This window comes from Actinomadura sp. 3N508 (genome assembly GCF_044326375.1).
Classification (GTDB): domain Bacteria; phylum Actinomycetota; class Actinomycetes; order Streptosporangiales; family Streptosporangiaceae; genus Spirillospora.
Genome location: NZ_JBIRAX010000007.1, coordinates 234,940 through 246,880, shown reverse-complemented (window position 1 = coordinate 246,880; position 11,941 = coordinate 234,940). Strand labels below are relative to the sequence as shown.

General features: G+C 71.9%; 11 protein-coding genes. 9 read left to right on the top strand and 2 right to left on the bottom strand.

All coding sequences use genetic code 11. The annotated features are described in order from the left end of the window. Position 1: 1 nt before the first annotated feature. Both ACH34S_RS25500 and ACH34S_RS25495 read right to left on the bottom strand, forming a co-directional pair. On the bottom strand, positions 2-1,444 hold the full coding sequence (locus ACH34S_RS25500) for a hypothetical protein (RefSeq protein ID WP_395955308.1): 1,443 nt from the start codon (positions 1,442-1,444) through the stop codon (positions 2-4). A gap of 116 nt (positions 1,445-1,560) precedes the next feature. Beyond that, positions 1,561-2,196: a DUF4157 domain-containing protein gene (locus tag ACH34S_RS25495; RefSeq protein ID WP_395955307.1), complete on the bottom strand. Its 636-nt coding sequence runs from the start codon at positions 2,194-2,196 to the stop codon at positions 1,561-1,563. A gap of 326 nt (positions 2,197-2,522) precedes the next feature. Here ACH34S_RS25495 and ACH34S_RS25490 point away from each other — a divergent pair, with 326 nt between their 5' ends. The 9 genes from ACH34S_RS25490 (at position 2,523) to ACH34S_RS25450 (ending at position 11,935) form a co-directional block, all read left to right on the top strand. After that, a complete protein-coding gene (locus ACH34S_RS25490) occupies positions 2,523-3,215 on the top strand; it encodes a hypothetical protein (RefSeq protein WP_395955306.1) in 693 nt (230 codons plus the stop codon). A 277-nt stretch (positions 3,216-3,492) separates the two neighbouring features. Further along, complete coding sequence (locus ACH34S_RS25485) at positions 3,493-5,052, top strand: phage tail sheath family protein (RefSeq protein WP_395955305.1); 1,560 nt, start codon at positions 3,493-3,495, stop codon at positions 5,050-5,052. Between the two features lie 45 nt (positions 5,053-5,097). After that, a complete protein-coding gene (locus tag ACH34S_RS25480; RefSeq protein ID WP_395955304.1) occupies positions 5,098-5,547 on the top strand; it encodes a phage tail protein in 450 nt (149 codons plus the stop codon). After that, on the top strand, positions 5,547-5,951 hold the full coding sequence (locus tag ACH34S_RS25475) for a hypothetical protein (protein WP_395955303.1): 405 nt from the start codon (positions 5,547-5,549) through the stop codon (positions 5,949-5,951). The genes ACH34S_RS25480 and ACH34S_RS25475 overlap by 1 nt, the downstream gene beginning before the upstream one ends. After that, on the top strand, positions 5,948-6,091 hold the full coding sequence (locus ACH34S_RS25470) for a DUF6760 family protein (RefSeq protein ID WP_171064714.1): 144 nt from the start codon (positions 5,948-5,950) through the stop codon (positions 6,089-6,091). The genes ACH34S_RS25475 and ACH34S_RS25470 overlap by 4 nt, the downstream gene beginning before the upstream one ends. Positions 6,092-8,548: 2,457 nt before the next feature. Continuing rightward, positions 8,549-9,004: a hypothetical protein gene (locus ACH34S_RS25465; protein WP_395955302.1), complete on the top strand. Its 456-nt coding sequence runs from the start codon at positions 8,549-8,551 to the stop codon at positions 9,002-9,004. Positions 9,005-9,016: 12 nt separating this feature from the next. Next, entirely contained in the window at positions 9,017-9,439 is a 423-nt protein-coding gene (locus ACH34S_RS25460; protein ID WP_395955301.1) for a phage tail protein, read from the top strand. After that, a complete protein-coding gene (locus tag ACH34S_RS25455) occupies positions 9,439-10,143 on the top strand; it encodes a LysM peptidoglycan-binding domain-containing protein (protein WP_395955300.1) in 705 nt (234 codons plus the stop codon). Before ACH34S_RS25460 ends, ACH34S_RS25455 begins: the two co-directional genes overlap by 1 nt. A gap of 10 nt (positions 10,144-10,153) precedes the next feature. After that, on the top strand, positions 10,154-11,935 hold the full coding sequence (locus tag ACH34S_RS25450; RefSeq protein WP_395955299.1) for a VgrG-related protein: 1,782 nt from the start codon (positions 10,154-10,156) through the stop codon (positions 11,933-11,935). The last annotated feature ends 6 nt before the right edge of the window (positions 11,936-11,941 follow it).

The following is an 11,941-nucleotide window of genomic DNA, read 5'->3' as shown; positions in this document are numbered from 1 at the left end:
TTCATCGCGGGTCGTAGGGGATGCGCATCGCCGAGATCATTTCCTGGTCCGTCGGCACGTTGGAGCGCACCTCGATCGGGGAACCGCCCGACCTGACCCAGAACCCGACGCTCAGCTTCCCGCCGTCGATGTCGCGGAACTCCTCGCCCTCGGCGAATTCCAGGCCGACCTCCTCGGTGTACTTCTGCCATTCCTGGTTCGGTTCGAGTTCGAAGGCCTTGAAGACCTCGCGGCGCTGGAGCACCTCTTTGTCGCCGTCGAAGTTCCAGTCGAAGATGACGGAGATGCTCGCGTCGGGGTCGCCGTTGGAACGGACCCAGAAGTCGAAGGTCGTCTTGCTGCCCGGCTTGTAGGCGTCCTTCATGCCGCAGAGGGTGTACCGGACCGAGCTCCACGTGCACTTCCACTCGTCGCCCACTTCCTCGAAACCGGGGCTCTTGACGGGAAAGGGCCAGATGGCGGGCTCCGCGTCCGGGTCCGGCGGGTCGGGCCACGGCGAGGACTTGCTGAGGTAGAGGAGCCGGTGCCCGGGACCGCCGAGCGGACGCTCTCCCGTGTCGCCCTCGGGCTCGACGCCGCCCCCGCCGGACGGGACGGCCGGGGCCTGCCGCGGCTCCTGGTCGGGGGCCGGGGCCTGCTTCTGGCCTTCCGGGTGGGCGAGCGGGTTCCCGACCGGGACCATCCCGCCGTCGCGCGCCTTCGAGCCGAAGTCGGGCTTGAAGGTGAACCACGCGATCGTGAACGCGAAGGCGAACGCCACCAGCATCCCCATGAAGCCGAGCAGCCAGCGCGGCATGACCGCCCGCTGGACGAAGACGCCCTCGACCTCGACCGGCTCCGTCCCGGAGCGCATCACGTTCACGGTGTAGGGGTGCGACTCGCGCTGCCCGAACCAGGCGATGGAACCCGGCCTGACACGTCCCCGCACCCACGCGGCCCGGCCCGGCTCCACCTGCACGTTGGCGGGATGGAGCTCGAAGCCGAGCTGCCCGCTGTTGTCCTTGCCGGTCAGCGATGCGGTGAGCCGGGTGTTGCCGAGGTTGTCCACCGCGAACCTGGGCTTGCCCCGGAACCGTCCGCGCACCGTGTGCGGCAGCAGCTCGGCCCGCACCTCGGTGAACGGCGTGACCGTCAGCTGCCCTTCCACGACGGTCTTGTCACCCGGCTGCTCGGCCGGGACGACCTCCACCGCGAACGGGTGGCCGCCGGCCGTCGCGTCCGGGGTGCGCGGTGGCCGGAAGGTGATCTCGGCCGTGCCGGTCGTCCCCGGGTAGAGGCGCAGCGCCCGCGGCTCAACCCCGGCCCACACCGCGGGCGCGCCGGCGACCGCGATGCGGTACTCCTCCACCAGATCGGTCGTGTTGCGAAGCTTCAGCGTCACGGTCGCGGCGGCACCGGGATCGACGGTGGCGGACGCCGGATCAAGAGAACTCCAGATACTCACCACCCGGACGCTAGGCCGCCGCCATCGCCACGAGAACGGCCGACGGTGCACCCCCGGGTGCAAGCCTCTCTGCCCCTGACGACACGCGGCACATGGCTGCCACCGGAATCCGCGCGCTAGTGGGGAAGCGGCTTGCTGAGAAGGGCCTTGCTTTCGGCGTCGACGTCCGTTTCCGTCTTTCCGGCCGGGTCGGTCAGGAGCAGGCCTTGGCCATTGTCGAATCCGGTCGCCGGCCCGCTCTGGTTGTCGATGGCGTGGAGCGCCTCATGCATGATCAGGTGCATGCCGGACGGGGAGCGCGGGTCGTAGTTCCCGCGGCGGAAGGCGATGTCCGACCCCGAGGTGAACGCCTCCGCGTGGAGCGACTCGGCGGCCTCGTGCGCGCTCGCGTCGGTGTGCACGCGGACATGGCCAAGGGAGGCACCGGTGCGTGCCTCGATCTCGGTGCGAACGGGCTCGTCCAGGGGCCGTCCCGGCGATCGCAGTACCTTCTCGACCCGTTGCCGCTGGACGGCCGGTGCGTGCTCGTCGAAGTCCGGCTCGCCGGAGCCCTGGTCCGTCAGGCGCTGGGCGGAGAGCATCCGCGCCACCGCGGCGTTCCCGACCAGCCGCTGCAACGCCACGACCGACCCCGGGGACGGCGCGCCCCCCGGAACGACCCTCGGCACGGCCTCACCGGCACGAGCCCGCTTGCCGTCCGGTGCCCGGCGGCCCTTGCCGTCGCCCGGCCGATCCTTCTGCTGCTCACGCACAGCGCGCTCCCTCCCACAGGTGCCGACGTCATCCCAAACTGGAGCAGGCGTCGCCCCCTGTGAAGGAACCCAAGGACAAACAACCCGACACCAGAACCTGCCCGGACGGACAGCCCGCACTTCGCCACACGGCGATCGTGCCCACTCGGGCAGCGATCGGTGCCCCCGCGATCGCGCCTTCCACCGCGTTCGTTCTATGCGTCCGTCCTTACTTGACGGCCCTCGGAATTGCCTGAACGGCCCTCACATTTCCATCGAGGCCGGAGTTGGCTACTGACCAAATCCAGTCGATTTCTGATGGGTCTCCATCGGAAAGGGGATGTGCAGTGAGAATTCTCGGTATCGACCTGTCCGGCGCCGCTCGGGCGCCGCTCGGCCGCGCCTGCGCGCGGGTCGGCGCGGCCGCCGCCGGAGTGGTCATCGCCGCGGGCCTGCTCCAGGCGCCCGCCGTCGCCCGGATCACACCGGCCACCTACACCTACGGCTACGAGACGGGGTTCCAGGGGTGGGTCCCGAAGACCGACCAGAACACCGGTACGCCCGAATGCTCCCCGCATGATTCGGCGGTGGCGCTGTCCGGCGCCAAGGCGCGGGACGGCGTGCGCAGCGTGGATCTGCAGGCCCACGGCGAGAACGACTGCGGCCTGCTCTGGCTCGACCGCACGTTCAACGTCGGTACGACGGCCCCGGTGCGGCTCGACCTGTCGTTGTGGGTCTGGACCGCGGACTCCTCGGTCGGCCCCGGCGGCGTGAACGACGTGGTGGCCCGGGCGGGCGCCGCCTGCGAGACCGACCCGTACCAGGAGGTCGACCGCGAGCAGACCTGGATCGGATGGCCGGAGATCGGGTCGCTGGGCCACGGCGACGGAATCCCCGGCTGGTACGAGTACCGCTACCAGGCCACCGTGACGCCGGATTCGAGCGGCCGGGTCTGCGTCTCCCAGGGCATGCAGATCGTCTCGACCTTCGCCTTCATCAAGCACTACTACCTCGACACGACCACCGTCACGTTCTCCTAGCCATTGCCGCGCCAGTCCTGATCGCGGCGGTAGCGCGTACGCCGCCGGGCTTAGGGGCCACTCCGGAATCGCCCCCGGAGTGGCCCTTTCGCGTGGAAGGGGCCGCCGAACCCGCCGATCGCCCACCGGCCGCCCACCGACCGACCGCCCGGCGAACGGGTGGCGTTCCGGGCAGCGGAGGGTGCCCTCCGGACGGGTCGGACGGACGTTCCGGGCGTCGCGGCCGGGCGGCAGGGTTTCGGTAGGTCCAAGCCGTCCTAACGGGGAGTAGCAGCCAATGCCCACGTATCTGTCGCCCGGCGTCTACGTCGAGGAGGTGGCCAGCGGATCCCGCCCGATCGAGGGGGTCGGGACGTCGGTGGGCGCCTTCGTCGGGTTCGCTCCGGAGGGCCCGCTGAACGAGCCGGTGCTCGTCACGAACTGGTCGCAGTACGTGGCCGCGTTCGGGGACTTCACCGAAGGCTGCTTCCTCGCCCACGCCGTGTACGGGTTCTTCAACAACGGCGGCACCACCTGCTACGTGGTCCGCGTGGGCGGGACGGCACAGGACGGCGGGAGCGGCGCGCCCAGGGAACTGGCCGCGCCCACCCCCGCCCGCCTCGGCGGGTTCAGCGTCGCGGCCGTCCCTTCCTCGGCGGCCGGGACGCTGGAGGTGGAGGTCGCCGACATCGACGGCGGCGACAAGGGCGGGGAGAAGGCCGACGACCGGTTCAAGCTGGTCGTCAAGGTCGATGGCACGGTGGCGGAGAGCTTCAACGTGTCGACCAAGAAGAACACCCGCAACTACGCCGTCACGCAGGTGAAGGAGCGCTCGAAGCTCATCACCCTGGGCGAGGCCGCGGCGGCCGGGCAGCCGGCGAGGCCGGACAACCAGAGCGTGACGCTGGCCGTCCCGGCCGCACCGCCCGCGCCCACCGCGGACGGTGCGGCGATCACGCCCGAGCACTACCTCGGCGACACCGCGGACCGCACCGGCTTCGGCGGCCTGGAGGCCCTCGACGCGGTCACCATGGTCGCCGCGCCGGACCTGATGAGCGCCTACCAGCGCGGCGCCATCGACCTGGAGGGCGTCAAGGCCGTCCAGCTCGGCATGATCGCGCACTGCGAGCTGATGGGCGACCGGGTCGCGATCCTCGACCCGCCGCCCGGGCTGAACGCCCGCGAGATCCACGAGTGGCGGCAGGACGCCGCCGGGTACGACTCGCGCTACGCCGCCCTCTACTACCCGTGGATCAAGGTCTTCGACCCGTCGTCCGGGCAGACCGGGCTGGTCCCGCCGAGCGGCCACATGGCCGGCGTCTGGGCCCGCAGCGACGCCGAGCGCGGTGTGCACAAGGCCCCGGCCAACGAGGTCGTCCGCGGCGCCGTGGACCTCGGCCTCCAGGTCACCAAGGGCGAGCAGGACCTGCTCAACCCGGTCGGCGTGAACTGCATCCGCTCGTTCCCCGGCCGCGGCGTGCGGGTGTGGGGCGCGCGGACGCTGGCGTCGGACCCGGCCTGGCGGTACCTGAACGTCCGCCGCTACTTCAACTACCTGGAGGAGTCGATCCTGATCGGCACCCAGTGGGTGGTGTTCGAACCGAACGACCACGACCTGTGGGCGCGGATCCGCCGCAACATCTCCGCCTTCCTGGTCACCGAGTGGCGGGACGGGGCGCTGTTCGGCGCCACCGAGGAGCAGGCCTTCTACGTCAAGTGCGACGAGGAGACCAACCCGCCCGAGTCGGTCGACCTCGGCCGCGTGGTCTGCGAGATCGGCGTCGCGCCGGTCAAGCCCGCCGAATTCGTGATCTTCCGGGTGGCGCAGATCTCCGGCGGCGGGGAGCTGGAGGAATAGGCCGTCTCCGCGACGGCATACGGCATTTGAACAGAAGGGGAGATCATGGCTTTCGACAAACAGGATTCCGCGGCGGCGCACAATTTCGGATTGCAGATCGACGGCGTGATGGTCGAATATCTGCAGAAGGTCAGCGGGCTCGGCCAGAAGCAGGACGTGATCGAGTTCAAGCAGAACTCGGCCCAGGGCAAGCCGACCACCGGGAAGCTTCCCGGCGTTCCGCAGGCCGGAGAGTGCCAGGTCGTGCGCGCCACGACGGGCAGCAAGGTGTTCTCCGACTGGATCAAGAAGTCGTTCGAGGGCGACATGAGCTCGGCCCGCAAGAACGCGACGATCATCCAGATGGACTACCAGAACAATCCCGTCCGGCGCTTCAACCTGCGCAACGCCTGGTGCAGCGACCAGCAGTTCGACGATCTGGAGGCCGGCAGCACCTCGGCGGTCACCGAGACGATCACCATCACCTACGAAGAGATGAAGATCGAAGAGAGCTGATGCGCCGTTCAGCCCCCACCGTGGACGCGGTCCGGATGCGGACCGAGTTCACCTTCGAACTCCCGCGCGGGTACGTCGACGAGAGCGGGACCGTCCACCGCGAAGGCGCGATGCGCCTGGCCACGGCCAAGGACGAGCTGATCCCGTTGCAGGACGTGCGCGTCCGGGAGAACCCGCCCTACCTCTCGGTGGTGCTGCTCGCCCGGGTGATCACCCGGCTGGGAGCCCTTCCACAGGTGCATGACGGTGTCGTGGAAGGCATGTTCGCCTCCGATCTGGCGTTCCTGCAGGACTTCTACCGCCAGATCAACGCCGAGGGCCACACGCTGGCGATCGTGGCCTGCCCTTCCTGCGCGGAATCCTTCGAGGTGGATCTCGCCGGGAGCCGCCTGGGGGAATCATGACGTACCCGCCGGACGCCCTGCATCGGGAGATCGCGTACATCGCGTACCACTTCCACTGGTCCCGCGAGGAGATCCTGGACCTGGAGCATCCGGACCGGCGCCGGTACGTCACCCAGATCGCCTCCCTGGTGAGCGGCTGACCGATGGGAATCCGCGACCTGTTCTCCCGCCGCCGTCACCGACCGGCGGCGGATCCCGACGCCCCGGGAGGGACGCACGGGACCGATGGTGGCTGGCATACGGCGCCGCCAATGGGCCGTCCGTCCACAATGGGCACGATCGCCGACCCCGCCTTCGGCGCGGCCCTGGCCACCTGGCAGGCCCCGTCCCTCGCGGGAGAGATCGCCCGCCAGATCAACTTGGACGGCCCAGGCGGCATCCTCGGAAACCCGCTCCGACCTGCGGGAACGCCCCAGCCCCTGCACGCGGAGCCGCCACCCATACCCGCAGCGGCTCCGCCCCCGGAAACCGCCCCGGAGCCGCCACGGCATTCGTCCCCCTTGACGGCCGCCCACGGCGTGGCCCACCCGCCCCGCAAGATCCGCGCGCTTGACCCCCGCCCCTCGAAACACCGCCCGGCCCGGCACGACGAGCCAAGCCCACCAGCGGACATCCCACCGGACGACGCCGCACCCGGCGTTCCCGACACCGCCGCTCCCCGCAACACCAGCGCACCGGCACCCGCATCGCGGAGCGCCGCACGCCCCATGCAGCGCAAGATGACTCCCGGAGCCGCGCGCACTCCCAGTGCGGCGCACCCCGCACGCCGCGCGGCTCCGGCCACTCCTCCGCCCCCCAAGGCGGAGAGCGGCCCGGCGGAAAGCGGTCGGGGGGAGGACGGACCACCACCGTCCTTCGGACCGCAATCAACCGCCGGGCCGCAGCCCCCCACCGCACCACAACCTCCTGCCGCGCCGGAGCTTTCTGCCGCGCCGGAGCCCTCCACCGCACCGCAGGCTTCTGCCGCGCCGCCGCCTTCCGCCGGGCCGCCGCCCTCCACCGCGCCGGAGCCTTCTGCCGGGCCGCCGCCCTCCGTCGCGCCGCAGCCTCCTGCTGGGCCGCAGCTCTCCGCTGCGCCGCCGCCTTCCGTCGCGCCGCCGCCCTTCGTCGCGCCGCCGCCTTCCGCTGGGCCGCGGTCTCCGGCTGGGCCGAGGTCATCTCGTCCGGCGGCCGGGCAGGGCGGGGGGACGCCCGCAAAGCCCCCCGCCGCGCCGCCGCCCACTTCTGCAGGCGGGACCTCGCGCACCGTCGCGGACCCGGCGCCCGAGACGGCCCCACCGCCCCGGACGCACCCGGCGAGGCCCAGCGCTGGGCTGCAGGCGGACGATCCCGCGCCCGCGTCGCCATCCACGCAGGCGGAGGCGAAGGCGGCGCCTGGAGCCGAGGACGCGGCCGAGGACGCGCCCGCCGGGCAGACGAAGGCCCGGCCCGAGCGCACGGCGCCCTCCGCGTCCAAGCCCTTGCCGCCTGTGCGGCGTGCCGGGCTGGGCGCACCGTTGCCCACCTCGTCGGCAGCCGGGCCCCCGGTCCAGCGCAAAGTCGCTCCCACTCCGCCCACGCCTGCGCGCGGCGGTGCTGAGCCCCCTGGAGGGGCACCGGCTGAGAAGCCTGCGCGTCCGCCGTCCGGAACCTCGCCGACCGGTGAGGCCCGTCCGATTCAGCGGAAGGGCGAGGCGTCGGCGACGGGGATCGCCCCTCCCGCGCCGACTGCGGAGCCGTCCCTACCTCCATCCGCGCCGCTGACGGAGACCTCAACGGCGCGACACGCGGAACCAAGTGCTCCTCCACGCGTCGGCTCCGACCGGCCGGAAGCGTCTCCACCGCAGGCCCGGGCCGACCAGTCCGCGCCTCCGTCCCCTGGCACCGCCCACGCGGTTCAGCGCCGGGCGGCGAAACCGTCCGGCGAAGGTGCGGCCTCGCGGATTCTCCCGCCGGCCGCCGGAGTGACGCGGCGGGCGGGCCTGGGTGCGCCGGTCCGGCGGCCCGCGGCAGGACCGGAAGCGATCGCCGCCTCACCTCCGACCCCGCCGGGGCTGGCCCTCACGCCCGTCCCGCACTCGCCTCATCACCCCGCCCCGGGCCCGACCCCGCCCGTGTCCCCGCCGCGCGCTCCGGCTCCGGGGACCACGCCGTCCGCGTCTCCACCCCGCGATCCGGTCTCGGGCACGAGCCCGCCCGGATCTCCGCAACCTGTCTCGGGCACGGGTGCTACGGATTCGGGTGTCGGTCCGCCCACGTCTCCGCCACGTGGTTCGGTTTCAGGTGCCGATTCTTCTGTGCCCTTGGCGCAGGGTTCCGGGGCGGGTGCTGGTTCGCGTGTGTCTCCGGCGCGTCGTTCGGGAAGGGGTTCCCGTCCGTCCATGCCTTTGCATGGTGAGCGTCGGGCCGTTGGTGGGGTGGACGAGGGCGGGCCGCGGCGCGCGGGTGTCGTCCGTCCGGTCTGGCGGACGGATGGTGTCGTCGTTCAGCGAAGTGTTCGGACGGCTGATCGCCGCGGTTCGGGTGCGGTGGTGTCTCCCGTTCCCCCGCGGCGGGTCGAGGTCGTCGGCGCGGCTCGGCCGGTCGCCCCTGCGCGGACGCCGGTTCAGCGTGTGGCGGTGAACCCGACCTTCGCCGCGTCATCTGTCCCGGTCGGCGGGGCGCCCGGAGGCGAACCGGCACTGCCGGTGCAGCGCCGGATGCCGGTGCCGGAGCGGCCGCTGGACATGGATCTGGAGCCGCGGCTCCCGGATCCGCCGGCGCCGCGACGGCGGGCGCCCCAGGCCGGGCGGACGCCCCAGAGCGCCCCGCCTCAGACCGCCCCGCCTCAGACCGCCCCGCCTCAGACCGCCCCGCCTCAGACCGCGCCGACCCGGGCCACGGCGACGGACCCCGTCGCGCGCCCGGTCGCGGGGCGCCGCGATGAAGGACGGCCGGACGCGCGCCGGCCCGAAGAGATGGACGTGGACGAGCTGGCCCGCCAGCTGCTGGGTCCGCTCGCGCGGTTGCTGCGTGCGGAGCTGCGGATGGACCGGGAGCGGGTCGGGCGCCTGCGCGACCCGCGGAACTACTGAACGGAGTGCACGATGCCCAAAGAGGATCCCGGGACGACGATCTGCTTCCGGCTCACCATCGACGGGGAGAGCCTGGGGGACTTCAACGGGTGCGACGGCCTCGCCGCCCAGGTGGACATCGAGCAGCGGGAGGAGGGCGGCAACAACGGGCACGTGTGGCAGCTGCCCTCCCGGGTGCGGCACTCCAACGTCCGGCTGACCAGGCCGATCACGAAGGAGACCGTCAAGGTGACGACCTGGATCTCCGCGGTCTCCACCGGGATCAGGCGGCCGACGGCGGAGATCGAGGCGCTGCGGCTCGACGGGTCGGTGGTGGCGCGCTGGAAGCTGCTCGAGGTCGTGCCGGTGAGCTGGACGGGGCCGACGCTGGATCCCGAGAGCCCGGCGGTCGCGACTGAAGTGCTGGAGATCGCGCACCACGGGTTCATGAGCTGATGAAGGGGAAGACGAGCCACGTCCGGGCGAAGCTCAGCATCCATGACCCGCCGGCGGGCAAGGGGACGAAGCCGGGCGGGCTCATCAAGGCGCTCAAGTTCCAGTTCAACCCGGCGGCGCTGGAGCTGACCAAGTCCGCCAACTGGCGCTCCAGCCCGGCGGTCGCGACCCGGGCCGGGGCGGAGGTGGAGTTCCTCGGCACCGAGCAGCAGAGCCTCGATGTGGAGATCTTCCTCGACTCCTCGGACGAGCCGGGAAACGGCAAGGTGCGCGACCAGGTGGAGGCGCTGTTCTCGTGCCTGCGGGCGGCGCCGTCGAGCCTGCCGAACCGGGCGTCGCCGCCGTGGGTCCTGTTCGAATGGGGCGAGTTCACCACCGTGCGGTTCGTCGCGTATGTGCGGCAGGTGAGCGCGTCCTACACGCTGTTCAGCTCCACGGGGGTGCCGATCCGCGCGACGTGCAGGGTCTCGCTTGAGGAGATCCCGCAGGACACGCCCAAGCAGAACCCGACGTCGGGGGCGCTGACCGCGCGCAGCGTCCACCGGCTGGTGGCGGGCGACACGCTGCAGTCGCTGGCGTGGCGCGAGTACGGCGACGCGATGGCCTGGCGGGTGATCGCCGAGGCGAACGAGATCGATGACCCGATGCGGCTGGCGCCGGGACGGGAGCTGCTGCTCCCCGCCGCCGACGAGATCCGGGCCTAGAGGGGGAATCGTGAGCTACACCAACGAGCTGCAGGTGACCGTCGGCCGCCACAGGCTGCCGAGCGAACTCGAGTCGAAGCTCGTCGAGGCGTGGGTGGACACCAGCGTGAACCTGCCCGCCTCTTTCCTGCTGACGTTCCGCGACAAGGAGCGGGTCCTGCTGGCGGACCTCGGGGCGACGCTCGGGTCCAAGGTGGTGCTGCGCGCCCTGGTCGTCGGTGCGGACGGGGGCGGGCCACTGTTCACCGGGGAGGTCACCGCGCTGGAGGTCGACTCCGACCGCACCGGGAAGTACACGATCGTGCGGGGCCATGATCCGGGGCACCGGCTCCTGCGCAACCGGCGGGTCGTGGGCTACAAGGAGATGACCGCCTCGGACATCGCCCGGAAGCTGGCCTCGCGGAACGGGTTGAAGGTCGACCGGATCGACCGGACCCCGATGAAGTACGACATGATCACGCAGGCGAACGTCACCGACTGGGAGTTCCTGACCAGGCTGGCCCAGGAGAACGGTGTCGAGCTCTACTTCTCGCCTGAGGGGAAGTTCCGGTTCGTCGAGCCGAAACCGGCGAAGAGCGCCCCCGGCAAGGGCGCCAAGGCCGGGTCCAGCCCGTACGTCCTGCGGTTCGGGGCCAACCTGCTGCGCCTGCGGGCCGGGGTCACCGCCTCGGACCAGCCGAGCACGGTACAGGTGCGCGGCTGGGACCCCAAGCGCAAACGGGAGTTCGCCGAGCCCGAGCCCGCGGCGGCCGCCGAGAGCCCCGAACTGTCCATCGGGCTGACCGGCGCCGCGGTGACCAAGGCGTTCGGGAAGGCCGAGCTGGTCGAGACCGGCGTGCCCTACGAGACGCAGGCGCAGGCCCGGGCGGCCGCGAAGGCGCTCGCCGCGGACGTCGGCTCCGCCCTCGCCGAGCTGGAGGCCGAGGTGCACGGCGACCCGAGGCTGCGCCCCGGGCTTCCGGTCGCGGTGAACGATGTCGGCCGGCCCTTCGAGGGCAAGTACACCGTCACCTCCGCCCGCCACATGTTCATGAGCGGGGAGGAGTACGTGACACGGCTGACGGTGTCCGGACGCCAGGACCGCTCGCTGTTCGGGCTGGCCTCCGGGGGCTCCGCGGCGCCCGCGCCGAGGCTGCCCGGGGTGGTGTCCGCACTCGTCACCGACAACGACGACCCGGAGCGCGAGGGCCGCGTCAGGCTGCGCTTCCCCTGGCTGGACAAGGACTACGTCAGCGACTGGGCGCGGGTCGTGCAGTTCGGCGGGAAGGGCGGCGGCGGGCTCCTCATGCCCGAGGTGAACGACGAGGTGCTGGTCGCGTTCGACCGGGGCGCCCTGGACCACCCCTACGTCATCGGCGGGCTCTACAACGGCGTCGACCGGCCGCCCAGATACCAGCGGATGCCGGTGGTCGCGCCGCGGCCGGGCGGAAAGGTCAACTGGCGCAGCGTGGCCTCGCGCACCGGCAACCGGATCGAGCTGCTGGACGCCCCAGGCCGGCAGGGCGTCACGATCTCCAGCGGCGACGACCTGATGTCGGTCACGCTGCGGGAGACCGGCACCCGGCTCGCCGTCACGAGCAACGGCTCCGTCGACATCTCCGGGGCCCGGGCGGTGATGGTCAGCGGCGGGGTCGTGACGGTCGACGCGCGGACGAGGCTCGATCTCCGGGCGCCGAACGTCGCCGTCACCGGGGCGAGCATCGCGCTCACCGGCGTGGTCCAGGTCCAGGGCAACCTCAACGTCAACGGGCTGATCACGCAGAACTTCAAGCCGGTCATGGTCATTCCTTGAGCGGGG

Bases quoted from the DNA above. Each gene is read 5' to 3' on its own strand.
- ACH34S_RS25485 (WP_395955305.1), top strand. From the start codon at position 3,493: ATGCCCACGTATCTGTCGCCCGGCGTCTACGTCGAGGAGGTGGCCAGC.
- ACH34S_RS25480 (WP_395955304.1), top strand. From the start codon at position 5,098: ATGGCTTTCGACAAACAGGATTCCGCGGCGGCGCACAATTTCGGATTG.
- ACH34S_RS25475 (WP_395955303.1), top strand. From the start codon at position 5,547: ATGCGCCGTTCAGCCCCCACCGTGGACGCGGTCCGGATGCGGACCGAG.
- ACH34S_RS25470 (WP_171064714.1), top strand. From the start codon at position 5,948: ATGACGTACCCGCCGGACGCCCTGCATCGGGAGATCGCGTACATCGCG.
- ACH34S_RS25460 (WP_395955301.1), top strand. From the start codon at position 9,017: ATGCCCAAAGAGGATCCCGGGACGACGATCTGCTTCCGGCTCACCATC.
- ACH34S_RS25455 (WP_395955300.1), top strand. From the start codon at position 9,439: ATGAAGGGGAAGACGAGCCACGTCCGGGCGAAGCTCAGCATCCATGAC.